The sequence below is a fragment of the Pseudoalteromonas sp. NZS11_1 genome (assembly GCF_015864275.1).
GTDB lineage: Bacteria > Pseudomonadota > Gammaproteobacteria > Enterobacterales > Alteromonadaceae > Pseudoalteromonas > Pseudoalteromonas arctica.
Genome location: NZ_JADYXK010000026.1, coordinates 38,738 through 63,111 on the forward strand (window position 1 = coordinate 38,738; position 24,374 = coordinate 63,111).

A 24,374-nucleotide genomic window follows, 5' to 3' on the forward strand; every position below is an offset into this window, starting at 1 on the left:
GTAATTTAAAAGTTAGTCAATAAACCTCTAAAAATAAATAAAAAAGTTAAAATTTAATAAGATAAATCCAAAAAGTGAGCGTGTAGTATAAAAGTATTTAAACCAAGGTATAAATTAATAAATTCGTTATCTGTTATGTATTGTAGGCTTAATTAGTATTTGCTTTGGCTAATTATATCTTAAACGGATTTATTCTATATTTATCATTGTATTAAATTATTAATGCGCTGAGTGCTTGGAGGCGTGTTAAAGTGTCTAAAATGCAATGGAAGGCATTATTTTAATAACCTTTTAATAACTTTGATGGTTGTGTAGTAGTAAACATGATGAAATTTTCGATATTAGTCTGTGACGATTCTGCAGTTGCCCGTAAACAAGTCGTGCGGTGTTTAAATGAATGTATAGACGCTCAAATACAACAAGCTACAAATGGAGCGCACGCTCTAGAACTTTTACGAGCACAAAGCTTTGATTTATTGTGCTTAGATCTCACCATGCCCGAAGTTGATGGTATACAAGTACTCGAGACTATAAAAATAGAAAAAATAGAGTGCTTTGTTTTAGTTATTTCTGCCGATATACAAGAGAAAATGAAGCAACGAGTCGCACAACTTGGCGCAATAGACTTTATCGATAAACCTATCAATAAATCTAACTTAAACGAAATATTGCATAAATTTGGCATTCATTAGGTTTTTTCATGTTAAAAAAGGCTGTTTTATCTTTTAATTTAGGGTTGACAGCATAGCCTTTGTTAAGGCAGTCTTAACATATGAAAACAATTAATCGCGTACTGACCATTATTATTACAACCATCATTCTTACTGGATAGTGGCATAGGTCGGTGCAACAAATTTAAAGGCCTGTGTTCACTTAGAACACAGGCCTTTTTTCGTTTTATGGGATGAGGAACATAAACAATGCGAGTTTTAAAATTTGGTGGGTCTTCGCTTGCCGACTATGCATGCTTACAACAGGTAGCTCAGCTAGTTAAAGCACAATTAAAAGATGAAATGCTTTTGGTACTTTCTGCTCCAGGTGGAATGACCGATTCGCTAGTTGCACTTGCAAGTGCTGCAGAACAAGGCTCTGACTTTTCGCAGCAATGGCAAGCATTAGTTAGCCGCTGTGAAGGTTTGAAAGCTGACGTTGAAAAAAGTGGTGTAGTAGTTACAAGTTGGCCAAACTTAGGCGAGCTTAAAAATAAACTAGATGGCGTATCACTTATACAATGTTGCCCTGATCAAGTTCGCGCATTTGTAATTAGCTTTGGAGAGCGCGTTAGTGTTTCTTTAATGCAGGCTTTATTGAACTCGCACGATGCAAGATACTTAGAAGCAACAAGCTGTATCGCTTCAACTGGCGGTTATATCGACGCCGAGGCTGATTTAGTAACAAGTAAAGCGCGCTTTCAAGCTGTGCTTAAAGAAAGCCCTGCAACTATCTATATCATGCCTGGTTTTACAGCGAGTAATGACAAAGGTGAACTTACAACGCTTGGCCGTAATGGCTCAGACTACTCAGCAGCCATTGCTGCGGCATGTTTAGAAGCTGAGATTTGCCAAATTTGGACTGACGTTGATGGTGTATACAGTGCTGATCCTCGTTATATTAAAAAAGCGACTAAAGTAGATTTTTTATCTTATAAAGAAGCGATGGAGCTTTCTTACTTTGGTGCAAAAGTACTTCACCCTAAAACAATTTTACCGTGTGCTAAAGCAGGCGTGCCGTGCGAAATTAAAAATACGCATAACCCAGACGCACAAGGCTCATTAATTGGTAACGATTATTCATCAGATGAGCCAGTAAAAGCGCTTTCGAGCCTACAAGACCTTGCAATGCTAACTGTCTCAGGGCCAGGCATGAAAGGCAAAGTAGGTATGGCGTCTAAGGTATTTAACGCGCTTGCTCACGATAACGTATCAATTGTATTGATCACGCAGTCATCATGCGAATTCAGCATTAGCTTTTGTGTACACGAAACAGACCTAGCACTTGCACTTGATGCGCTACAAACTGCATTTGAGCTTGAATTACAAGCAGGGCTTATTGAGCCTGTACAAGTGCAGCGCAATTTAGCCATTGTTACTTTAGTGGGCGATAACATGCGCGCGCACCGTGGCTTAGCGGCTAAGTTTTTTGCATCGCTTGCACAAGCGCAAGTAAATATTGTGGCAATTGCACAGGATTCTACAGAAAGTGCTATTTCAGCAGTAATTGATGGCGAACTTTGTAACGACGCCGTAAAAATATGTCATGAAAACTTTTTCACGCATGTGCCGTCAATTGATGTGTTTTTACTAGGTTGTGGCTTAGTAGGGCAAGAGCTTATTAATCAGCTTGAGCGCCAACAAGCGTGGCTGGAAAAACGTAATATTAAACTTAACTTGTATGGTGTTGCTAACTCTCGCCAATTACACCTTGATAGTGAAGGTATTGCTTTTGGTGATTGGCAGCAAAAATTGGCCTCATCCGAGCAGGCGTTTGATTTAAAACTAGTAGAGCAGTTTGTTAAGCAAAATCATTTAGTAAACCCTGTGCTTGTTGATTGTACGTCGTCGGATGCACTTGCTGCGCAGTATGTAGACTTTTTAAATGCAGGTTTTCATGTGGTTGCTGCCAATAAAAAAGCAACAACAAGCTCATACACGTATTACCAAGATTTAATTGCAGCAACGCAAAAGAATAATCGTAAATTTTTGTACGAAACGAACGTTGGTGCAGGCTTACCAGTAATCGACAACTTACAGTCATTATTTGGTGCCGGTGATGAGTTATTAGAGTTTAGCGGTATTTTATCAGGCTCACTTTCGTATATGTTTGGCGCACTTCAAGATGGTTTATCACTTTCTGAGGCAACAATTAAAGCCAAAGAAAGTGGCTTTACTGAGCCAGATCCTCGTGATGATTTATCGGGTACCGATGTAGCACGTAAGTTATTGATCATCGCTCGCGAAGCCGGTATGAAATTAGAACTAAGCGATATTGAAGTTGAGTCTGTATTACCACCAGGTTTTGCACAAGGTGATAGCGTTGATGAGTTTATGGCAAAACTACCAAGCTTAGATGCTGATTTTAATGACCGCATTCAAAGCGCTGCGAGCGAGGGTAGGGTACTTCGCTATGTAGGCACAATTAAAGAAGGCCACTGTAAAGTAGGTATTGAAGCGGTAGATGCAAAGCATGCGCTTAGTGTCATTCGTGATGGTGAAAACGCACTGGCTATTTTAAGCCAATACTACCAGCCACGTCCGTTTGTAATTCGTGGTTATGGCGCCGGCTCGGAAGTAACAGCCGCGGGTGTATTTGCTGATATTTTAAAAACGTTATCGCGCTAGGAGCTCGTTATGATTGAAGTATATGCTCCGGCGTCTATTGGTAATTTTGCAGTGGGTTTTGATGCACTTGGCGCAGCGCTTGCGCCAATTGATGGCAGTTTATTAGGCGATGTAGCCGTTGTAAGCGCAGCACCAAGCGACGAATTTATTTGCACAGGCGAGTACGCTCACAAGTTACCCAGTGATGCTAATGAAAATTTAGCGTACCAGTGTTTAGTGCATTTTAGAGCGCATGTTGCGCCTACTATGCCAAGCGTAAAGCTCGAGCTTAAAAAGAACTTACCAATTGGCTCAGGGCTTGGCTCTAGTGCGTGTTCGGTAGTGGCTACCTTTGCTGCCCTTGATAAGTTTGCACAAACTAATTTAAGCCAGGTTGAGCTAATTGAGCTTATGGCTGACTTTGAAGCTGTGGTAAGCGGCGGTCGTCATTACGACAACATTACGCCATGTTATTTAGGTGGTTTGCAGCTAACGGGTGATTTAATTCCTGATAAATCGATTGCACTGCCGGTTGATGAAAACTGGTATTACGTAGCTGCATTTCCTGGTTTTTCGCTAAATACAGCAAAAGCGCGTTCTGTTTTACCAAAAGAGTTGAGCATGCATGCAAGTGTTGAGTTTGCTCAGCGTTTGTCGGCATTTAGTAGCTTACTGTTAACTAGCCGTTTTGACGATGCGCTAAGCATAATGAAAGATGAAATAGCAGAACATTACCGCGCACCGCTTATAAAAGGTTTTAGTGAAGCCAAAGCAAGCTTGCCAGCACTGGGCGCTGAAATAGTCAGTATTTCGGGCGCAGGACCAACCTTATTTAGTGTGTGTAAAACACTTGAAGCTGCACAGCAATGCGCGCAGTGGTTAGAAACCAATTACATTAACGAGCAAGGCTTTTGCCACATTTGTAAATTAGATAACGACGGCACGCGTCAATTAACAGTTTTATAGGATAGTTAGTCATGCAATTACATAATTTAAAAGATAGCTCACAAAAAGTGTCGTTCGTTGAAGCCGTAAAAACAGGTTTGGGTCGTAACCAAGGTGTGTTTTTCCCAGAATCACTAGCCCCACTGTCCGATGTTGATGCATTGCTTGATATGGACTTTGTTACGCGCAGCGGCAAAATATTATCTCACCTAATTGGTGATGAGTTACCAAGCGATACCGTGGCACAAATGGTTAAAAATGCATTTAACTTTCCAGTAAAGCTGGTGGAAGTTGAAGAGAACACATACTGTTTAGAACTGTTTCATGGTCCTACACTTGCGTTTAAAGACTTTGGTGGTCGCTTTATGGCAGAGTGTTTAACGCAGTTTAATAAAGACGAGAAAGTAACTATTTTAACAGCAACATCGGGCGATACCGGTGCAGCTGTAGCGCATGCTTTTTACAATAAACCAAATATCGATGTTGTTATTTTATACCCTAAAGGCAAAATTTCACTTGCTCAGCAAAAGCTATTTACTACGCTAGGTAACAATATTCATTGTTATGCAGTTGAGGGCAGCTTTGATGATTGCCAAGAGCTAGTTAAAAATGCCTTTTTAGATGAAGAAGTTAAATCAACACTTGGGCTTAACTCAGCTAATTCAATTAATATTAGCCGTTTAGTTGCTCAGGTTTGTTACTACTTTGAAGCCATTGCACTGCTACCAAAAGAAAAGCGCGCAACAGCGCATATATCAGTGCCAAGTGGTAATTTTGGTAATGTGTGCGCCGCAATGATTGGTGCGGTTATTGGTTTACCTGTTGGCAAATTAAGTGCAACAACAAATCAAAATGATACTGTGCCGCGCTTTATGCTTGATAAAAACTGGACGCCAAACGCAACGCTTGAGTCGCTTTCAAATGCGATGGATGTAAGTAAGCCAAACAATTGGCCGCGTGTACAAACAATGTTAGATAATAACTGGTTTAGCTACGATAATTTTTATTCAACAAGCGTAAACGAGCAAGACACGCAAGCCGTGATGAAAAAAATTCAACAAACTGGCTATGTTGCAGAGCCTCATACTGCTATTGCTTACCAAGGTCTTGTTGAAAATCGTGCACCTGGTGCAGCGGGTATCTTTTTAGCGACAGCTCATCCTGCTAAGTTTAAAGAAAGCGTAGAGGGTATTCTAAATATTGAATTAGGTATGCCAAAACCACTTGCTGATGCACTAGCAAAACCATGCCTAGCAAGCGATATGAACGCCGATTACGACGCGTTACGTACCGAAATGCTCGCTAAATTAGGCTAAGTTAAATTAAAAGGAAAAGCGGCTTGAGCCGCTTTTTTTATAACTTTATACGGATGAATACACTTAGTTATATTTACTAATTAAATGTAGTAAATATAATTCATTTAAAATTATTATGGCTTTATAAAAAAATATCATCTTAAAAGAGCTGTGAAATAGTTTCAATCCCTGTTTAAATATCCTCAACTTAAGAGCGTAGGCAAAGAGTCGTTTAAAGCGTACAATAAAGCCTCTAAAAAACACCATACACGTTGCCCTAGGAGACCCCAATGTTAGAACGTAGCATGAATATTTCGGATTTTGATCCAGAGTTATTTGACGCGATAACCAAAGAAACTGCTCGCCAAGAAGAGCATATCGAACTAATCGCTTCAGAAAACTACTGTAGCCCACGCGTACTAGAAGCGCAGGGTTCACAGCTTACAAACAAATACGCAGAAGGTTACCCAGGCAAACGTTATTATGGCGGTTGTGAGCATGTAGATGTTGTTGAGCAATTAGCAATTGACCGTGCTAACGAATTATTTGGTTCTGACTACGCAAACGTACAGCCACATGCTGGTTCGCAAGCTAATGCAGCTGTTTTTCTAGCATTATTAGACGCTGGCGATACTGTATTAGGTATGAGCTTAGCTCATGGTGGTCACTTAACTCACGGTTCTCACGTAAGCTTCTCTGGTAAGCTTTACAATGCAATCCAATACGGACTAGATGAAGCAACTGGCGAAATTGATTACGCACAAGTTGAAGCACTAGCACTTGAGCACAAACCAAAAATGATTATTGGTGGTTTCTCAGCGTACTCAGGTATTGTTGATTGGGCTAAGTTCCGTGAAATTGCTGACAAAATCGGTGCTTATCTGTTTGTTGACATGGCTCACGTTGCGGGTTTAATTGCGGCAGGCGTTTACCCAAGCCCTGTTCCTCATGCACACGTTGTAACTACAACTACGCATAAAACACTTGCAGGCCCTCGTGGTGGTTTGATTATTTCTGCATGTGGCGATGAAGCAATCTACAAAAAGCTTAACAGCGCTGTTTTCCCTGGTGGCCAAGGCGGTCCTTTATGTCATGTTATTGCAGCAAAAGCAGTGGCATTTAAAGAAGCACTTCAACCAGAGTTTAAAGTATACCAAACACAAGTTGTTAAAAACGCAAAAGTAATGGTTGCTGTAATGCAAGAGCGCGGCTACAAAATCGTTTCTGACAAAACTGAAAACCACTTATTTTTACTTGATTTAATCGATAAAGATATCACTGGTAAAGATGCAGATGCTGCCCTAGGCAACGCTAACATCACAGTTAATAAAAACTCAGTACCGAACGATCCACGCTCACCATTTGTAACATCTGGTTTGCGTATTGGTTCTCCTGCAATTACTCGCCGTGGTTTTACTGAAGTAGAATCAAAAGAGCTTGCTGGCTGGATTTGTGACGTACTAGATAACATCACTGATGAATCTGTACAGGCGCAAGTTAAAGAAAAAGTAAAAGCAATTTGTGCAAAATTACCTGTTTACGCTTAATTGCATAAGCGGCAGTAATTTAGAGCACATAAGCCCTAATTTTTGCTAAGATAAAAGACCGCTATTTAGCGGTCTTTTTTGTTTTAAAACGGAAGTACCGAGCTATGCATTGTCCATTTTGTACCGCAAAAGATACTAAAGTTATTGACTCACGCCTTGTTGGCGGAGGCCATCAAGTTCGCAGGCGTCGTGAGTGTAACGACTGCCACGAGCGCTTTACTACATTTGAAGGCGCTGAACTGGTTATGCCTCGTGTTATTAAACAAGACGGCAGCCGCGAACCATTTAACGAAGATAAATTATTAAATGGCTTAAATCGCGCACTCGAAAAACGCCCAGTGAGCACAGAGCAAGTAGACGAAGTAGTGAATATAATAAAATCGCAACTACGCGCAACGGGTGAGCGAGAAATTTCAAGCCATTTGGTGGGTGAATGCATTATGGAAGCCCTCAAAAAGCTCGATAAAGTAGCGTACGTAAGGTTTGCCTCTGTTTATCGCTCGTTTGAAGATATACGCGAATTTGGCGAAGAAATTGCCCGCTTAGGGGAGTAATACCAATTTTATTAAAAACATGATCATTCTATCGCATTAAATAGCGCACTCACTGCGTTAAAAATTATTTATATAGAACAACTATATGTCATAATTTTCGCCTTGTTATTGCGCTATTTTCTTAGCGCTATAATAGACCACTTATTTAACGCAATTGGTATAATAAATGCTGAACCAAGTTCCTTTTACCGAACATGATGAAATGTATATGGCACGCGCCATAGAGCTTGCCAAAAAAGGCCGTTTTACTACCACGCCTAACCCTAATGTTGGCTGTGTATTAGTTAAAAATAATCAAATAATTGGTGAGGGTTTTCATCAATTAGCTGGTCAAGGTCATGCTGAAGTAAATGCACTGGCAATAGCTGGCAATAATGCAAAAGGTGCAACGGCTTATGTAACGCTTGAACCGTGTAGTCATTATGGGCGTACGCCACCGTGTGCTGAAGGCTTAAAAAAGGCGGGCGTTGTAAAAGTAATCGCCGCTATGGTTGATACAAACCCACAAGTTGCAGGCAAAGGCCTTAAAATACTGAGCGATGCCGGTATTGAAGTTGCTTATGGATTACTTGAATCACAATCTCGCGCACTTAACGTTGGCTTTTTTAAGCGAATGGAACAAGGCTTACCTTATGTGACCTGTAAAATGGCAGCAAGCATAGATGGTAAAACAGCGCTTAAAAATGGGCAAAGTAAGTGGATCACAAGTCCCGCTGCTCGCCAAGACGTACAATTATATCGAGCGCAAAGCTGCGCTATTTTAACCGGTGCCGATACCGTGTTAGTAGACGATGCTAAACTTAATGTGCGACTAAGCGAGTTGCCTTGCACGCTACCTACCGATTTACCGCTTCGCCAGCCCGTGCGTGTTATAATTGATTCACAGAATCGTTTAACGCCCAACCTTGCTTTATTTAAAATCCAAAGTGATGTAATAATATTTACGACTAAGGTTGATAAATCACTGCAATGGCCGCATTTTGTAAAGCATATTGAAGTAAGTGAAAGTAACGGCAAAGTTGATTTACAGGCTGTTTTAGAAAAGCTTGGGCAACTGCAGTTTAATAATGTTTGGCTTGAGAGCGGAGCAACACTTGCTGGTAAAATGACAGAGCTTGATTTAGTTGACGAGTTTGTTTTTTATTTGGCGCCTAAATTAATGGGCCATGATGCAAAAAGTTTAGTTAATTTTCCTGAATTGACGAGTATGCAAAACACCGTTGATTTAACATTTAATGAATGTGCGCGCATTGGTGACGATTTACGTATCACCGCGTTAAAAACTCATTAAAATCACTTAATAAAAAGAGTAGCGCTATGTTTACTGGGATAATAGAAGCCACAGGCAAAATTGCTTTATTACAAAAAAAACAAGGCGACTTAGCCATTCGTATCCAAAGTGCTGACCTTGATATGGAAGACGTAAAGCTAGGCGACAGCATTGCAACCAATGGCGTTTGCTTAACCGTAGTTGATAAACATATTGACGGTTTTAGTGCTGATTTATCTAACGAGACGATTGGTTTAACCGGTTTTGCTCACTATGCTTTAGGGCAAACGGTGAATCTTGAAAAAGCCATGCAACCTGTTTCGCGTTTAGGCGGTCATTTAGTATCTGGCCATGTTGATGGCATAGCAACTATTACAAGCATTACAGCAAACGCTCGAGCAACAGAATATTGGCTTACAACCGAAGAAAATTTAATGAAATACATCCCGTACAAAGGTTCGGTATGTATTGATGGTATAAGCCTGACAGTAAACGCTGTAGAAGGTAATAAATTCAAATTAACAATTGTCCCACATACGAGTGAGCAAACCACAATTGCTCACTTTAAAGTAGGCACTCAAGTTAATTTAGAAGTCGATCAAATTGCACGTTATTTAGAGCGCCTTATAAAAGGTGCAGAGCAACCAACGGGCTCTGATATTTCGATGAGCTTACTCGCTAAAGCGGGTTTTATTAAATAACGAAACAGATAACTTATACGAGCAAATTTATGAATTTACACAGCGCACAAGAAATCATAGACGACATTAAAGCCGGTAAAATGGTTATTTTAATGGATGATGAAGATAGAGAAAATGAAGGTGATTTAATTATCGCCGCAGAGCATATTAGCGCAGAGGCTATTAATTTTATGGCCACTCATGGCCGTGGCTTAATTTGTTTAACTATGACGCAAGAGCGTTGTGAGCAACTTGATTTACCTTTAATGGTTAAAAATAATGGTGCTGCATTTTCGACTAACTTTACAATGTCGATAGAAGCATCAAAGGGTGTTACTACAGGTATTTCAGCAGCAGATAGAGCGCGTACAGTGCAAGCGGCTATAGCTAAAGGCGCAGTACCAAGTGATATTGTTCAGCCTGGTCATATTTTTCCAATTATGGCACAACCTGGCGGCGTATTAACTCGCGCAGGACATACTGAGGCTGGCTGTGATTTAGCGCGTTTAGCTGGGCTTGAAGCATCATCTGTTATTGTTGAAATACTTAATGCCGATGGCACCATGGCGCGTCGCCCTGATTTAGAAGTTTTTGCGAAAGAGCATGATATTAAAATTGGTACTATTGCTGATTTAATCGAATACCGTAACTTAAATGAAACAACAATTGAGCAAGTTGCAAAATGTAAGTTACCAACTATTCACGGTGAATTTGATTTAGTTACTTACAAAGACACAATTGACGGCCAATTACATTACGTATTGCTTAAAGGCGATATAAAAGAGCAAGAACCGACAAATGTACGTGTACATTTGCAAAGTACCTTTAACGATATCCTACTTTCAGATAGAAGTGCTGACCGTAGTTGGGGCCTTTCAGAAGCAATGGCTTATATCGCTAAAAATGAAGGTGCTTTAGTTATTTTAGGTAAGCAAGAAAGCACTGAAGAGTTAGAGGCAACTGTGAAAGCATTTGCAGCAGCTGATGCTGGCGAAAGCGTTACGCCACGTAAATTCAAAGGTACCTCTCGTACTGTTGGCGTAGGTTCGCAAATACTTGCAGATCTTGGAATTAAACAAATGCGATTAATGAGTCGCCCTAAAAAGTACCATGCACTTTCGGGCTTTCATTTAGAAGTTGTTGATTATGTTGAGCCACAATAAGCATCACGCTTAAACTAGGCTATTATTTTATTTTTATGGTATGATGCGCAGCAATTTTTGCGCAATCGCAACCGCTTGAACTTATTTTTAGGGTTATCAAATGAAAATTATTGAAGGTAGTAAGTACGCTCCTGGCAAAAAGTTTGCCATTGTCATTTCTCGTTTTAATGACTTTATCGGTAGCAGCCTCCTTGCAGGTGCTGTTGATGAGCTAAAACGCACTGGTGGCGTATCTGATGACGACATTACCGTTATTTATGTACCAGGCGCGGTAGAATTACCTTTAGCGGCTAAACGCGTTGCGGCAAAAAAAGAGTATGATGCAATCATCGCATTAGGCGTAGTGATCAGAGGTGGTACACCACACTTTGACCTAGTTGCTGGCGAATCAAACAAAGGTCTTGCGCAAGTATCACTTGAGTATGATATCCCGGTTGCATTTGGCGTATTAACCACAGAAAGCATTGAACAAGCAATTGAGCGTGCTGGCACCAAAATGGGCAATAAAGGCGGCGAAGCTGCTTTAGGCGCGCTTGAAATGGTTAATGTGTTAGATAAAATTTAAGTTTAAGGAATTTTTGTGAAACCAGCAGCAAGACGTAAAGCACGTATCTTAGCACTCCAAGCCGTTTATTCTTGGCAAATAAGTGGCAATTTAATTGCCGATATCGAACAACAAATGTTGATCGAAACAGACGTTACTAAAATTGATGTTGAATACTTTAAAGATTTAGCGACGGGTGTTGCTGTAAATTATAAGCAACTAGACGAAGCTGTATCACCACATTTAACACGTCCGTTTAATGACTTAGATATGGTTGAGCGCGCAATTTTACGTTTAAGCAGCTATGAGCTTAAGTTCCGTGAAGATGTACCTTATAAAGTTGCTATCAACGAAGGTATTGAGCTGGCCAAAATATTTGGCGCTGAAGACAGCCATAAATTTGTAAACGGTGTACTTGATAAAGCTGTTAAGCATTTACGCAAGTAAGTAAACCGTTAAAGAGGGGAGCCGGCATAGGCCGGCTTTTTTGTGTATGAAGGAATTTGAATTAATTAACCGCTACTTTAAAGGTCGCGGGATCACCCGTCGTGATGTAAACCTAGGTATAGGGGATGATTGCGCTTTAGTAACCGTTCCACAAAACTGCCAACTTGCCGTTACAACAGATACTCTTGTTGCTGGCGTACACTTTTTTGATGATATTTCCCCTCGTGCATTAGGTCACAGAGCGCTTGCTGTTAATTTAAGTGACTTAGCGGCAATGGGCGCTGAGCCAACATGGGTTTCAGTTGCGTTAACCTTGCCAAGTATTGACCCACAGTGGATTGAAGAGTTTACTGAAGGCATGCATGAAATTGCAGAATACTTTAATGTGCAAATTATAGGTGGCGATACCACGCAAGGCCCATTAACTATCACTATTTGTGCAAAAGGGACTGTACCAGAAGGTACTGCACTTCGCCGTAGTGGTGCGAAAGTGGGTGATTGGATTTATGTTACAGGTCCGCTAGGTGACGCTGGACTTGCAATTGAGTCTCGCAAACAAGGTATAAGTATTGAGCCAGAACATTTAAAGTACTTAAATAAGCGCTTTGACTTTCCAACACCGCGTGTTGCTGCAGGACAGGTATTGCGAGGCCTTGCATCATCGGCTATTGATGTATCGGATGGTTTAATTGCTGATTTAAGCCATATACTTGATATGTCGCAAGTAAATGCAGTTGTGAATATTGAAAGTATTCCGACTTCAGATGCAATGCAAGCAAGCCTTGATTTTAATCAGCAGCTGCCATTTATTCTCAGTTACGGTGATGATTACGAATTAATTTTTACTGTACCTGATAGCAATAAAAGTATGCTAGAAATAAAACTACGCCAGTATGGTGTAGATGCAACATGCATAGGCCAAATCAAAAGTGGCGATGGTCAAATTGAACTTTTACACAACGGTGAAAAGTTTGATTTTAAGCAGCAAGGTTTTGAGCATTTTGCAAAGGAGCTGGTTTGAACAAAAACCGAAAGTTTAATTTAAAGCGCCCACATCAGTTTTTTGGTTTGGGTTTTGGTACTGGGTTAGCCCCTAAAGCACCTGGTACATTTGGCACTTTTGCTGCACTGCCATTCATTTTTATGACTATGTATTATCCGCTATGGTTGCAAATTGTATTTGCCGTAGTGATCAGTATATTTGGTATATGGGCCTGCGGTAAAACGGCTGATGATTTAGGCGTGCACGACCATCCTGCTATTGTATGGGATGAAGTGGCAGGCTATTACATTACAATGATTGGTGCAGCACTTAGCTGGCAAACATTACTCGTTGGTTTTTTGTTATTTCGCTTTTTTGATATAGCAAAACCTGGCCCAATCCGTATGCTAGACAAACGAGTACATGGTGGTTTAGGTATTATGGCCGATGATATACTTGCGGGCGTTTTTTCGCTTATATGCTTACAGGCGCTAATAAAAGTGGGTTTACTACCCTTTTAATTTTTTATATTTGATTTGTTTAACTAGGTGGCAGCAATATGATGCGATTTTTACTGGTTTGTGTACTGATGTTGTGCGCGACACCAAGTTGGGCTTCAATTAGTGATTACGTAGTTAAGCAATGGAATATAAAAGATGGTCTACCTTCGCAATCACTTAAAAGCGTAGTACAAGACCAGCAAGGCTATATGTGGCTTGGTACTCAGTTTGGCTTAAGCCGTTTTGATGGCACAACGTTTACAAACTACAACACGCAAAATAGCCCGTTCTTGCCTAGTAATGGTATTAATAAACTTTTAGTCGATTCTAGTGGCTTATTGTGGGTAGGTACTAAAAGTGGCTTGGTAGTTATTAATCCTGCCACATTTGCAGCACAAGAGTTTAATATTAAAGGTCCAGTAAGAGATATTCTTGAGGACTCTAAAGGCAGCATATGGATTGCGGCTAATGGTTTATACTATGTAGATAGAGGGCAAGTTGATTTACGCACTCAAGTAAATGGTCCCCTACCTATTGTTAATGCTACCGTAATTACCCAAATTGTTGGCTCTGTTAGCCAAATGGCACTCTCTCCTGAAGGTATTTGGCTGGTTAATGATCGTCATTTATTACGCCTTACTAAAAACTCATCAGATTTCTCTAAACTACGTTTAGAGCTTACCGCTAAAATATCGTTACCAGAGCGCTTAGCGCAAACCATAGTGCACGATTTATCATTCTTAAACGGTAATTTGTATATAGCCTCTGAGCTAGGTGCATACTTTTTAGATTTAGATGACGAACTAAGACCTTTTCCTTTACCTAATGCAAATAACTCAGCCGTTTATAAGTTTATGAGTGATACCGATGGTGGCTTATGGGTTTCGACTTATGGACGTTTATTATTTAGAGATAAAACCGGTGAGTGGCAATGGGTAGAGCCAAGCCAACTTGATCAAAGCATATGGTTTGCTGATATTTTTAGAGATGATAAAAATAACGTTTGGTTAGCAAGTTTTAGTGAAGGCTTATGGCTTGCCCATGAAGGGCGGGTAGAAAGGCATTCAGCAGTTTCAGATATGACCGAGTCTGTTATGGCTATTAGCCAAGCTCCAGATGGAAAACTGTGGGTTGCTAACAAAAGCGGCATCGGTTATTTCGATTTAGATAAAAGTTTTATTAATTTAGTTCCAAGTAGTAAATATGGATACGCGTCAGTACACGATCTACAATTCGATGGTGAACGATTATATATAGCCACGGGGCGCGGCTTATTTGTTTTTGAAAACAAGACACTCTATACCGTCCCTGGTCGAGCGCTTCGCGATAACCCGGTATTTGCAATAAGTCGCTCTAGTAAAGGCGGTTTTTGGATTGGCACCGGACGCGGTTTATATCGATTAAATTATGCTGGTTTAACGCCTTTTGCATATAACGCTTTTTTAGGTAGTAAGTTTATTACCTACGTATTGGATAAAACAAACTTTGGTGTGATTGGCACTAGTAAAGGCGCATATTACTTTACAGACCGTGGCATTGAAAAAATTGGTGACCAAACAACACTTGAAAGTGCATACGTAACTAGCGTGCTACATATAGATGGCGTGGGTATTTTAATCGGCTCTCTTAACGATGGGCTTTTTTACAGAAGTACGCAAGGGCAGTGGCGTCAACTCGATGCAGCTAATGGTTTACCGTATGGGTCTATATTTAGCCTAGAATATGATGAAAAGTTAAAACATGTTTGGGTAAGCACCATGAAAGGTGTTTACAGAATGCCTGTAGAGCAATTTAAAACAGAGATAAAAAGCTTAAAAGTTGAAGAAGTGATTTCATCTTTTGACCGTCAACTCGATGGTAAAGCGAATCAATGTTGTAGTGGACTTGGGCATGATGCGGTAGCAGACACCGGCAATTCTATTTGGTACCCAAGCTTACAAGGTGTTGTTGAAATACCTAAAAATGTAGAGCTATTTGGTGTGCTTGCATTAAAGCCAACAATAGAAACAATAACAACACCACTTCGTCATTTAACCACCGCTGCGCTTGGTAAAAAACCATCATTAGAAACAGACGAGCGTGATATAACGCTAACTTACACAGCTATTGATTACTATGCACCAAACAGTATTGAATTTAGATATAAACTAAGTGGCTTAGATAGTGACTGGCGCTATGCTAATACGCGACGTGAAGCTATTTATACTAACTTGCCTCCAGGCTCGTTTTTGTTTCAATTAGAAGCGAAGCGCCAAGGTGAAGACTGGACTAAAGCGCAAGAAGTAGAATACGGTTTTGTAGTGCCTGAGCGCTTTGACGAAACTATTTACTTTAGGCTTTTAATTACCAGTGGCTTTATTTTGCTTTTCTACCTTATTTTTTGGGTGTTTAGAGCGCAAGAGCGTAGAAAACAAGAAGCATTAGAGGGCTTGATCACCGAGCGCACCTTAGAGCTTCGTCAAGCTAATGATAAATTAGGCCAAGTGAATTCACAGCTTAAATTAGTTAGTCACTCAGATGAGCTAACAGGGCTGCGTAGCCGTCGCTTTTTGTTTGATCAACTCCCTAAAGATATTGAACACTTTCAACGTAATTCACAATCGCTGCAGGCACAAGGCAAGTCACTGGTGCTGGTAATTATTAACTTTGATAATTTCAGCCGTATTAATGATGCCTATGGCCCAATTGCAGGTGATAGCTGCTTACAGCAAATGGCTGCATTATTAAATTCGCGTACGCAGGGTTCTGACTATGTGGCACGTTGGAGTGGTGATGAGTTTTTACTATTATTACGTGATTTTAAATGCAATAAAATAGACAGCTATGCTTCAGATCTTTGTAAAGTAATAGCGGCTAATTCATTCCAATTACCAAATGGAAAAACAACTAATATCACGGCATCAATTGGTTGGTCATTTTATCCATTACCACTTTTGGGTGGGCAGGTAATTAGCTGGGAAACATCTATTAACCTAGCTGATATTTCATTGCACCAAGTTAAAAAGCGCGGTGGTGATGGTGTTGCAAATATTACGTTTGATGATCAGCTTGATGCATTTGAGTTTGAACAAAATTCTAACGTTGATCAACAATTAGGTATTTTACAAAGCAATGGCCTAGCTGATATTAAAGTGTGGATGCGCTGATCAGCAATATTTGATATTAAAAAAGGAGCCTAGGCTCCTTTCTTAATATGCTCAACTTTAGATGTATAGGAAGTTAATTAATGAACGCTTTAATAGCGGTTAATATTCCTTGCTCGCCTAACCCCATTTCATTGTGCATTTCATCTTGGGTGCCGTGTTTAATAAACTCATCAGGAATACCTAAGTTAAGGATATTAATATCAGCTTTTTGCGTTGCTAAGAATTCGTTAACTGCAGAGCCGGCACCGCCAGCAATCGCATTATCTTCAAGCGTAACAATTACATCGTGGCTAGTTGCAAGCTCATTTAAAAGTGCGGTATCAAGTGGTTTAATAAAGCGCATATTAACAAGCGTTGCATCTAATTCATCTGCAGCAAGCTGTGCATTTTCAAGTAATGTACCGAACGATAAAATGGCAATTTTACTGCCTTTCTTAATTGTATCTGCCTTACCTATTTCAAGCAGTTGCATAGTGCTTTCAATGTCTGCAGTACCTGCACTACCGCGAGGGTAACGAACAGCAACTGGGCAATTTGCTTTATAGCCGGTATACAGCATTTGACGGCACTCGTTGGTATCGCTTGGTGCCATAATTACCATATTTGGAATGCAGCGCATAAAGCTTAAATCGTACGCACCTTGGTGAGTTTCACCATCGGCTCCCACAATACCAGCGCGGTCAATGGCAAATAATACAGGTAAGTTTTGCAGTGCAACATCATGTATTAATTGGTCATACGCACGTTGTAAAAAGCTTGAGTAAATAGCAACAACAGGTTTTAAACCTTCACAGGCAAAGCCAGCGGCTAAAGTAACGGCATGCTGCTCAGCAATAGCTACATCAAAGTATTGATCTGGATGCTCTTTAGAAAAACGTACCATGCCTGAACCTTCGCGCATTGCAGGCGTGATAGCCATTAACTTACTGTCTTGTTCGGCCATATCACATAACCAATCGCCGAATACTTTTGAAAAAGTAGCAGCACTAGGTTTAGATTTAGGTAGGCTAGTTGTGCTCGGATCGAATTTTGGTACACCATGATAGCCAATAGGATCGGCTTCAGCCGGTTTGTAGCCCTTACCTTTTTGGGTTTTTATATGTAAAAGCTGTGGGCCTTTTAAATTACGCATATTACGTAATGTATCTACAAGCATGTTTACATCGTGACCATCAATGGGACCAATGTAATTTAGGCCTAATTCTTCAAAGAAGGTACCCGGGATCATCATGCCTTTAATGTGCTCTTCCATTTTACTGGCAAGTTGCTTTACCGGAGGCACACCTGAGAGTAACTTTTTACTACCTTCACGAATGTTAGTATAAAAGCTACCTGATAAAATTCGAGCAAAGTGATTTGTTAATGCGCCAACATTTTCAGAAATCGACATTTCGTTATCATTTAAAATAATAAGCATGTCTGATTTTACATCACCTAAATGATTCATCGCTTCAAATGCCATGCCTGCGGTTATAGCTCCGTCACCAATAATGGCTACAGACTTTCGACCTTTACCTTCTTTTTGTGCAGCAATAGACATACCTAAGGCAGCTGAAATAGAGGTGCTTGAATGGCCTACGCTAAACGTATCGTATTGGCTTTCATCGCGAAAAGGAAAAGGGTGCAAACCGTCTTTTTGGCGAATAGTGTGCATTTGCTCGCGACGACCAGTAAGAATTTTATGCGGATAAGCTTGATGACCCACATCCCAAACTAGGCGATCGTCTGGAGTGTTATAAACATAATGCAGCGCAACGGTTAGTTCAACCGTCCCTAAACCAGACGCTAGATGACCGCTACTTTGCGATACTGAGTTGAGTAAATAATCGCGCAGCTCATTGCTAAATGCAGGGAGTTTGTCTTGCGCTAAGTCACGCAATTGGGCTGGCTCGTCAACCAAATTAAGTAATGGATACTTGCTACTATCAAGTGTCATGGTTTTATATATATCCTTCGCTAACATTAATTAATTCAAAGCTTTTACGAATAATTAATGTTGAGTAATAATGTCAGTGCTAATTGCAATACGTATGAGCAAAAATTAGTGGTCACGCTCAATTAGGTAATTTGCTAGCGACGCAAGAAGTGTTGTGTCAGCATCTATATTTGCTAACGCTTCATGGGCTTGTTGTATTAAATTCTGCGCCTTTTCTTTAGCGCCTAGCATACCTAATAACGCCGGATATGTCGCTTTATTCGCGGCAATATCGGAGCCTTGTGGCTTTCCTAAAATAACTGTATCGCCTTCAACATCTAAAATGTCGTCGTGTACTTGAAATGCTAGCCCTATAGCATACCCAAAAATACTTAAATTTTCTAAGGTTTGTTGATCAGCCTTTTCACTGCACAGTGCACCAAGTGTAATTGCGCAATTAATTAGAGCTCCGGTTTTTAGCTTATGTATTCGCTCAAGCTCTTGTACGGTAATCACTTTATCAGTTGCTGCTATATCAAGGCCTTGTCCGCCAACCATACCCTGAAGGCCTGATGCGTGGGCAAGTGTAGCAATCATTTTTACTTGTGTTTGTGATGAGCATTCAAATTTGTGATTCGCAATAAGCTCAAAAGCAAGAGTTTGAAGAGCATCACCGGCTAAAATTGCATTTGCCTCGCCAAACTCTATATGACAAGTAGGGCGTCCGCGGCGTAAGTCGTCATCGTCCATTGCTGGTAAGTCATCATGGACTAACGAATAGCTATGAATACACTCAATTGCAGCAGCAAGTACGTTTAAGTCTTGATGGTTTGCGCCGAGCATTTTACCTGTGGCATAAACTAAAAATGGACGTAATCTTTTACCGCCATTAAATAATCCATACTGGGTGGCGTTCTTTACCGTTTCTTCTGTATCGAGAGGCTGGTTAAAATGCTGTTGTAAGGTCGCTACTACATCTTTTTGAGCACGTTCAATATGATTTTTTATGCTCACAGCTATTCCATATCATTATCAAAGTTTGTAAGTACTGACTTTTCGCCATTCCCCATCAAAATTGATACTTTTTGTTCTGCTTGCTGTAATTTCCCTGATGAAGCACTTGCTAATGCAATTCCACGTTCAAATTGCTTTAACGATTGCTCAAGCGATAAGTCACCTTGTTCCATGTCACTAACGATTGTAGATAATTCTTCTAGTGCTTGTTCGAAACTTAAGTTTTCAGGTTTTTTAGTCGCCATCTTTATTTCAGCTTACATAATAAATTTAGGGGTCAATTTTAGGGCGAATGCTAAACTAGGTCAAAGGATGATATTGGTTTTTTACCTTTATAACGTTAAATTATATTTCAAGTGCATTAATAAAGCCTTAATAGCGGTCTTTTGGTTTAATAAATCAATTGATAATTAGGTAGCCTTTATAACTTGATCTAAGATAGTGCTAAAGGCTGCTTTTTATGTTTATTTATAAAAATGGCTTAAGCAATTCAATATGTTGCCGATAAGCAGTTAATAATAAAAGTTTATGATAAGGCCATTAAGCATGAAACTTCTGGAGGAAATGTGGATTTAGCAACCATAATCGGGATCCTAGGCGCAATTGGCTTAATTGTCATGTCTATGTTTATGAGTAGTAGCGGTGAAATGGCTATGTTTTACAATACCCCGTCTGTGGTTATTGTATTTGGTGGTTCACTCTTTATTGTTTTATCAAACTTCACTATGTCGCAATTTTTGGGAATAGGTAAAGTTGTTGCCAAAGCGTTTATGTTTAAAATCGAAACGCCAGAAATACTTATCGAAAAAGCAGTAGAACTTGCGGATTCAGCTCGTAAAGGCGGTTTTTTAGCACTCGAAGAAGCTGAAATTCCAAACCCCTTTATGCGCAAAGGCGTCGATATGCTCGTTGATGGCCATGATGCAGATGTAGTTCGCGCTACACTTCAAAAAGATATTTCTCTAACTACGACTCGCCATGAATTGGGCGCGGGTTTATTTAAGTCGTTAGCTGATATAGGGCCTGCAATGGGTATGATTGGTACTCTAATTGGTTTGGTTGCAATGTTGTCTAACATGGATGACCCAAAGGCAATTGGTCCTGCAATGGCAGTAGCACTATTAACAACTTTATATGGCGCGTTTTTAGCCAATGTTGTGGCAATTCCTATTCAGGTAAAACTTGAACTGCGTAAAGACGAGGAAGCGATGAATCAGCGTTTAATTTTGGATGCTATTTTAGGTATACAAGATGGTCAAAATCCAAAAGTAATCGAAGGTATTTTGAAAAATTACTTAGCTGAATCTAAACGCAAAGTAGATACCGAGGAGTAACTATGTCTGATCAAGAGTGCAAATGTCCACCACCAGGTCTACCTGCATGGATGGGAACGTTTGCCGATTTAATGTCACTGTTAATGTGCTTTTTTGTACTCTTGCTCGCGTTTTCAGAAATGGATGTACTTAAGTTTAAACAAATTGCGGGCTCTATGAAGTTTGCTTTTGGTGTGCAGAATAAAATTGAAGTAAAAGACATCCCTAAAGGGACCTCTGTTATTGCCATGGAGTTTACCCCAGGCAAACCAGAGCCAACTCCAATAGAAACCATTCAGCAGCAAACAGTCGAAATGACTCAACAAATGTTAGAGTTTCAGGCTGGCGATGAAAGCTCAGCAGGCGGCAGGCAAGAACAGCGCGGGGATAAACGCGGTGGCGAATCTCGTAGTACCTCACAAGAAGAATCTTCTGAGCAAGCAACTTCAGCAGCCGATCAGGAGCAAACTAACGAGCTTGTTAAAAAGATAGCGCAGCAGCTTGAAAAGCAAATAATCGATGGCGCAATTGAGCTTGAGTCATTAGGGCAGCAAATAATTATTCGCATTAGAGAGAATGGTTCATTTCCTTCTGGTAGTGCATTTTTACAACCTAAGTTTAAACCTATAATTCAAGATATCGGTGTGCTGTTAAAAGATGTACCCGGTGAAATAACAGTATCTGGCCATACAGATGATTTTCAGGTATCAAATGAGTTATATATTAATAATTGGGACCTATCATCAAAGCGTGCTGTAGCCGTTGCAAGTGAACTGCAAAAAGTCCAAGGATTTGATAAAACGCGAATGATGGTGGTTGGTCGAGCTGAAACACGACCACTTGTACCGAATGACACCGATGAAGATCGCCGCAGGAATCGCCGAGTAGAAATATCTATATTACAAGGTAAAGCAAAAGAGTCAGCTCCTATAGATGTAAGATAACTTTTATTGGCAAACACACTTATTTATCATAAAGTATGCTTTCTTTAACAAATGTAACGGAATAGTTTATGAAAAAGGTCGATAAGTTTAGTCATATGCCAGGAAATGGCGGTGGTAATGACGATGATGAAAAAAAACTTGATTAACTCTAATGCCTGAATGGTTTTTAAAGACTATATTGATATTAGATACTAGTTGGGTGTTTATTTTAAGCCCTGCTATTTTCATCTTTTATTTTAGAAAAGATTATTTGGCCCTGCGTTTCGCTTTAATTACAGCCGCTTTTTTTTTATATGGAACCATTATTCATCCTTACTTGAAAGAGTTTGATAATGGGATTTATGTTTATCGATACCTTGTTTGGGCCTTTAATGATATTGCTTGGATGGCACTCATCGCATATCTGGGTTTAAAAGATAAGGTTTATTTATGGCAATGCGTATTAGGTCAATTGGTTGTTATTATGGCACCAATTTTACAGCTATTTAGATTAGTCGACCGCCATTTATGGGATCTTTCTTATAGTACATACATTTATAAAACCTTATTGCCATTTATTAATATAGGCACCGTTGTTGTTTGTTATCTTCCGCTTATTTATATTTTAACAAAAGACAAAAAAAGCCCAGCTAGCCAATAGTTACAAAAAGTTCCCTCCTTTAAAATAGCTGTGCTAGACTACTGTTTATATAAACAGTGATGAGCAGGCTATGAAACTCTACATTGCAGAAAAACCTTCACTTGGACGCGCTATTGCTGATGCGTTACCAAAACCACATAAAAAATATGATGGTTATATAGAAGTCGCTAATGGCGATTGTGTATCGTGGTGTATTGGACATTTGCTAGAACAAGCAGAACCCGATGATTACGATGAGCGCTTTAAAAAGTGGCAGTTTGAACACTTACCTATAATACCCGAACAGTGGAAGTTAAAAGCCAAAACCAAAACACGTAAACAGCTCACTGTTTTAAAAAAATTAATTAAACAAGCCTCGCAACTTATTCACGCTGGCGATCCAGACCGTGAAGGCCAGCTACTAGTCGATCAAGTAATTGAAGAAGCTAAAATAAGTCAGGCTAAAAAGCAGAGTACGCAACGTTTACTCATTAGTGATTTAAACTTATCGGCGGTAAAAAAATCACTGGGTACTATGCGTTCTAATCGAGATTTTATTCCGCTAAGTGTATCTGCTTTAGCGCGCTCTCGTGCTGATTGGCTATTTGGTATGAATTTAACACGTGCATACACACTAGCTGGGCAAAAAGCAGGGTTTGGTAATGTGCTTTCGGTAGGGCGAGTACAAACCCCTATTTTAGGTCTTGTTGTTAATAGAGATAACGAAATAGCACACTTTGTATCTAAGCCTTTTTACGATGTACTGGCGCATTTACTTACTCCAGATAACCAGCCATTCATAGCTAAGTGGGTTCCTAGTAAAGCATGTGAGCCACATCAAGATGAAGAAGGGCGAATACTTAACAAAGCACTCGCACAAAATGTTGCTTCACGCATTACAAAGCAAAGTGCTGAGCTTACTTCACTTGACCAAAAACAAAAAAAACAAAGTGCTCCATTACCTTATAATTTATCTGCACTGCAAATAGATTCGGCTAAAGCATTTGGTATGCCAGCTCAAAAGGTGTTGGATATTTGCCAAATACTTTACGAACGTCATAAACTAATTACTTACCCACGCTCTGATAATCGTTATTTACCTAAAGATCACCATCAAGATGCATCTGCTATTTTTAAAGCTATAAGTGCTAATGGTGGGCAAAGCAGTGAATTAGTAAATGGGGCTGATGTAAAAAAGCGTAGTAAATGTTTTAACGATTCAAAAGTGGCTGCCCATCATGCCATTGTGCCTACGGCTAAGCAGTTAAAGTCAGCGAGTTTGAGCGGTGACGAAGCGAAGGTATATCAATTAATAAGCCGCCATTACCTAATTCAGTTTTATCCCGACTATATACATAACGAAACTAAAGCAGAGATAACAATCGCTGGCGGATTATTTAAAGCAAATGCAAAACAAGATGTAAGCTTAGGCTTTAAGGTATTAATGGGTAAGTCTGAATTAAAAGATGAAGCTACGTTACCTCCTTTAACAAAAGGTATGTCTCTTTTTTGTGAGCAAGGCGAAGTAGTCGAAAAGCATACATCACCCCCTGCTTATTTTACCGATGCTACATTATTGGCTGCGATGACCGGCATTAGTCGTTATGTTAAAGATCCACAAATTAAAAAAGTATTAAAAGACACTGATGGTTTAGGTACGGAGGCAACACGTGCGGGAATAATCGAGTTGCTATTTAAGCGGCGTTTTTTAAAACGTGAAGGTAAGTCAATTAGAGCGACCGAAACGGGACTTGCCCTTATTAGCGTATTACCACAAGGTTTAGCGAGTCCTGATTTAACCGCAAAGTGGGAATCGAGCTTAGGTGATATCGCGCAGCAAGTAATGAGTTATCAGCAATTTTTACAGCCTTTACTTGCTGACCTAAATGGGTTTGTACAATTAGCAGCAAACTGCGATAGCAATGCATTTGCAAGGTTACCAAAAAGCTCACCTAAAAAACGCTTTGCTAAACGAGGTGGAAAAGCGACCTTTAAAAAGTCGAGTTATAAAAAAAGCTCTGTTGCTAGTTAGCTACAGAGCCATTTTATTAAACGATATTATTTAACCTGATGTAATGGTCTCCTCCCTATACGGCATCTATGTGCCATGATTAAAGTGGTTACAATAATCAAAGGGAGAAGACCAAAATGAAGATTACAACAATTGGTTTAGACATAG

General features: G+C 39.9%; 21 protein-coding genes. 18 read left to right on the forward strand and 3 right to left on the reverse strand.

Annotated elements, in window-relative coordinates:
* The first annotated feature begins 323 nt into the window (after positions 1-323).
* The 14 genes from I6F44_RS16055 to I6F44_RS16120 all read left to right on the forward strand — a co-directional run bounded on the left by I6F44_RS16055 (position 324) and on the right by I6F44_RS16120 (position 16,390).
* On the forward strand, positions 324-692 hold the full coding sequence (locus I6F44_RS16055) for a response regulator (protein ID WP_024589756.1): 369 nt from the start codon (positions 324-326) through the stop codon (positions 690-692).
* Positions 693-920: 228 nt separating this feature from the next.
* Positions 921-3,338 carry a bifunctional aspartate kinase/homoserine dehydrogenase I gene (gene thrA, locus I6F44_RS16060; protein ID WP_197174168.1) on the forward strand — a complete coding sequence of 806 codons (2,418 nt, stop codon included), beginning with the start codon at positions 921-923 and terminating at the stop codon, positions 3,336-3,338.
* 9 nt (positions 3,339-3,347) lie between these two features.
* The gene (gene thrB, locus I6F44_RS16065) at positions 3,348-4,283 is read left to right on the forward strand and encodes a homoserine kinase (protein ID WP_010554586.1); all 936 of its coding nucleotides are present in this window, start codon (positions 3,348-3,350) and stop codon (positions 4,281-4,283) included.
* A gap of 11 nt (positions 4,284-4,294) precedes the next feature.
* Positions 4,295-5,578, forward strand: a complete 1,284-nt coding sequence (gene thrC / locus I6F44_RS16070; protein WP_197174169.1) for a threonine synthase — start codon at positions 4,295-4,297, stop codon at positions 5,576-5,578.
* A 269-nt stretch (positions 5,579-5,847) separates the two neighbouring features.
* Complete coding sequence (gene glyA / locus I6F44_RS16075; RefSeq protein WP_197174170.1) at positions 5,848-7,104, forward strand: serine hydroxymethyltransferase; 1,257 nt, start codon at positions 5,848-5,850, stop codon at positions 7,102-7,104.
* A 104-nt stretch (positions 7,105-7,208) separates the two neighbouring features.
* Complete coding sequence (gene nrdR, locus I6F44_RS16080; RefSeq protein WP_002961761.1) at positions 7,209-7,658, forward strand: transcriptional regulator NrdR; 450 nt, start codon at positions 7,209-7,211, stop codon at positions 7,656-7,658.
* A gap of 166 nt (positions 7,659-7,824) precedes the next feature.
* Complete coding sequence (gene ribD, locus I6F44_RS16085) at positions 7,825-8,949, forward strand: bifunctional diaminohydroxyphosphoribosylaminopyrimidine deaminase/5-amino-6-(5-phosphoribosylamino)uracil reductase RibD (RefSeq protein ID WP_121954528.1); 1,125 nt, start codon at positions 7,825-7,827, stop codon at positions 8,947-8,949.
* 26 nt (positions 8,950-8,975) lie between these two features.
* A complete protein-coding gene (locus tag I6F44_RS16090; RefSeq protein ID WP_007587137.1) occupies positions 8,976-9,629 on the forward strand; it encodes a riboflavin synthase in 654 nt (217 codons plus the stop codon).
* A 29-nt stretch (positions 9,630-9,658) separates the two neighbouring features.
* On the forward strand, positions 9,659-10,771 hold the full coding sequence (ribBA, locus tag I6F44_RS16095) for a bifunctional 3,4-dihydroxy-2-butanone-4-phosphate synthase/GTP cyclohydrolase II (RefSeq protein WP_121954529.1): 1,113 nt from the start codon (positions 9,659-9,661) through the stop codon (positions 10,769-10,771).
* 100 nt (positions 10,772-10,871) lie between these two features.
* Entirely contained in the window at positions 10,872-11,336 is a 465-nt protein-coding gene (ribH, locus tag I6F44_RS16100) for a 6,7-dimethyl-8-ribityllumazine synthase (protein WP_007587130.1), read from the forward strand.
* 15 nt (positions 11,337-11,351) lie between these two features.
* Positions 11,352-11,762, forward strand: a complete 411-nt coding sequence (gene nusB / locus I6F44_RS16105) for a transcription antitermination factor NusB (protein ID WP_007587129.1) — start codon at positions 11,352-11,354, stop codon at positions 11,760-11,762.
* 46 nt (positions 11,763-11,808) lie between these two features.
* Positions 11,809-12,783, forward strand: a complete 975-nt coding sequence (gene thiL, locus I6F44_RS16110) for a thiamine-phosphate kinase (RefSeq protein WP_101164009.1) — start codon at positions 11,809-11,811, stop codon at positions 12,781-12,783.
* A complete protein-coding gene (locus tag I6F44_RS16115) occupies positions 12,780-13,265 on the forward strand; it encodes a phosphatidylglycerophosphatase A family protein (RefSeq protein WP_007587120.1) in 486 nt (161 codons plus the stop codon). The genes thiL and I6F44_RS16115 overlap by 4 nt, the downstream gene beginning before the upstream one ends.
* A 38-nt stretch (positions 13,266-13,303) precedes the next feature.
* Positions 13,304-16,390: a ligand-binding sensor domain-containing diguanylate cyclase gene (locus tag I6F44_RS16120; RefSeq protein WP_007587118.1), complete on the forward strand. Its 3,087-nt coding sequence runs from the start codon at positions 13,304-13,306 to the stop codon at positions 16,388-16,390.
* 73 nt (positions 16,391-16,463) lie between these two features.
* Here I6F44_RS16120 and dxs read toward each other — a convergent pair whose 3' ends face one another.
* From dxs to I6F44_RS16135, 3 genes are all read right to left on the reverse strand, one after another.
* A complete protein-coding gene (gene dxs, locus I6F44_RS16125) occupies positions 16,464-18,326 on the reverse strand; it encodes a 1-deoxy-D-xylulose-5-phosphate synthase (RefSeq protein WP_121955573.1) in 1,863 nt (620 codons plus the stop codon).
* Between the two features lie 105 nt (positions 18,327-18,431).
* Entirely contained in the window at positions 18,432-19,319 is an 888-nt protein-coding gene (gene ispA / locus I6F44_RS16130; protein ID WP_121955572.1) for a (2E,6E)-farnesyl diphosphate synthase, read from the reverse strand.
* A gap of 2 nt (positions 19,320-19,321) precedes the next feature.
* Entirely contained in the window at positions 19,322-19,564 is a 243-nt protein-coding gene (locus tag I6F44_RS16135; protein WP_002961738.1) for an exodeoxyribonuclease VII small subunit, read from the reverse strand.
* A gap of 321 nt (positions 19,565-19,885) precedes the next feature.
* Between I6F44_RS16135 and pomA the strand changes: the two genes are divergently transcribed.
* From pomA to I6F44_RS16155, 4 genes are all read left to right on the forward strand, one after another.
* Positions 19,886-20,653 (forward strand): flagellar motor protein PomA, encoded by a 768-nt coding sequence (pomA, locus tag I6F44_RS16140; protein ID WP_007587114.1) that lies wholly within the window; start codon positions 19,886-19,888, stop codon positions 20,651-20,653.
* 2 nt (positions 20,654-20,655) lie between these two features.
* On the forward strand, positions 20,656-21,576 hold the full coding sequence (locus I6F44_RS16145) for a flagellar motor protein MotB (RefSeq protein ID WP_007587113.1): 921 nt from the start codon (positions 20,656-20,658) through the stop codon (positions 21,574-21,576).
* Positions 21,577-21,727: 151 nt separating this feature from the next.
* The gene (locus tag I6F44_RS16150) at positions 21,728-22,216 is read left to right on the forward strand and encodes a hypothetical protein (RefSeq protein ID WP_024593682.1); all 489 of its coding nucleotides are present in this window, start codon (positions 21,728-21,730) and stop codon (positions 22,214-22,216) included.
* A 70-nt stretch (positions 22,217-22,286) separates the two neighbouring features.
* Entirely contained in the window at positions 22,287-24,227 is a 1,941-nt protein-coding gene (locus tag I6F44_RS16155; protein WP_197174171.1) for a DNA topoisomerase III, read from the forward strand.
* Positions 24,228-24,374 lie beyond the last annotated feature (147 nt).

What these genes read in the sequence shown, in the direction of transcription:
- I6F44_RS16055 (WP_024589756.1), top strand. Translation starts at nt 324, where the DNA reads ATGATGAAATTTTCGATATTAGTCTGTGACGATTCTGCAGTTGCCCGT.
- thrA (WP_197174168.1), top strand. Translation starts at nt 921, where the DNA reads ATGCGAGTTTTAAAATTTGGTGGGTCTTCGCTTGCCGACTATGCATGC.
- thrB (WP_010554586.1), top strand. Translation starts at nt 3,348, where the DNA reads ATGATTGAAGTATATGCTCCGGCGTCTATTGGTAATTTTGCAGTGGGT.
- thrC (WP_197174169.1), top strand. Translation starts at nt 4,295, where the DNA reads ATGCAATTACATAATTTAAAAGATAGCTCACAAAAAGTGTCGTTCGTT.
- glyA (WP_197174170.1), top strand. Translation starts at nt 5,848, where the DNA reads ATGTTAGAACGTAGCATGAATATTTCGGATTTTGATCCAGAGTTATTT.
- nrdR (WP_002961761.1), top strand. Translation starts at nt 7,209, where the DNA reads ATGCATTGTCCATTTTGTACCGCAAAAGATACTAAAGTTATTGACTCA.
- ribD (WP_121954528.1), top strand. Translation starts at nt 7,825, where the DNA reads ATGCTGAACCAAGTTCCTTTTACCGAACATGATGAAATGTATATGGCA.
- I6F44_RS16090 (WP_007587137.1), top strand. Translation starts at nt 8,976, where the DNA reads ATGTTTACTGGGATAATAGAAGCCACAGGCAAAATTGCTTTATTACAA.
- ribBA (WP_121954529.1), top strand. Translation starts at nt 9,659, where the DNA reads ATGAATTTACACAGCGCACAAGAAATCATAGACGACATTAAAGCCGGT.
- ribH (WP_007587130.1), top strand. Translation starts at nt 10,872, where the DNA reads ATGAAAATTATTGAAGGTAGTAAGTACGCTCCTGGCAAAAAGTTTGCC.
- thiL (WP_101164009.1), top strand. Translation starts at nt 11,809, where the DNA reads ATGAAGGAATTTGAATTAATTAACCGCTACTTTAAAGGTCGCGGGATC.
- I6F44_RS16120 (WP_007587118.1), top strand. Translation starts at nt 13,304, where the DNA reads ATGATGCGATTTTTACTGGTTTGTGTACTGATGTTGTGCGCGACACCA.
- dxs (WP_121955573.1), bottom strand. Translation starts at nt 18,326, where the DNA reads ATGACACTTGATAGTAGCAAGTATCCATTACTTAATTTGGTTGACGAG.
- I6F44_RS16135 (WP_002961738.1), bottom strand. Translation starts at nt 19,564, where the DNA reads ATGGCGACTAAAAAACCTGAAAACTTAAGTTTCGAACAAGCACTAGAA.
- I6F44_RS16145 (WP_007587113.1), top strand. Translation starts at nt 20,656, where the DNA reads ATGTCTGATCAAGAGTGCAAATGTCCACCACCAGGTCTACCTGCATGG.
- I6F44_RS16150 (WP_024593682.1), top strand. Translation starts at nt 21,728, where the DNA reads ATGCCTGAATGGTTTTTAAAGACTATATTGATATTAGATACTAGTTGG.
- I6F44_RS16155 (WP_197174171.1), top strand. Translation starts at nt 22,287, where the DNA reads ATGAAACTCTACATTGCAGAAAAACCTTCACTTGGACGCGCTATTGCT.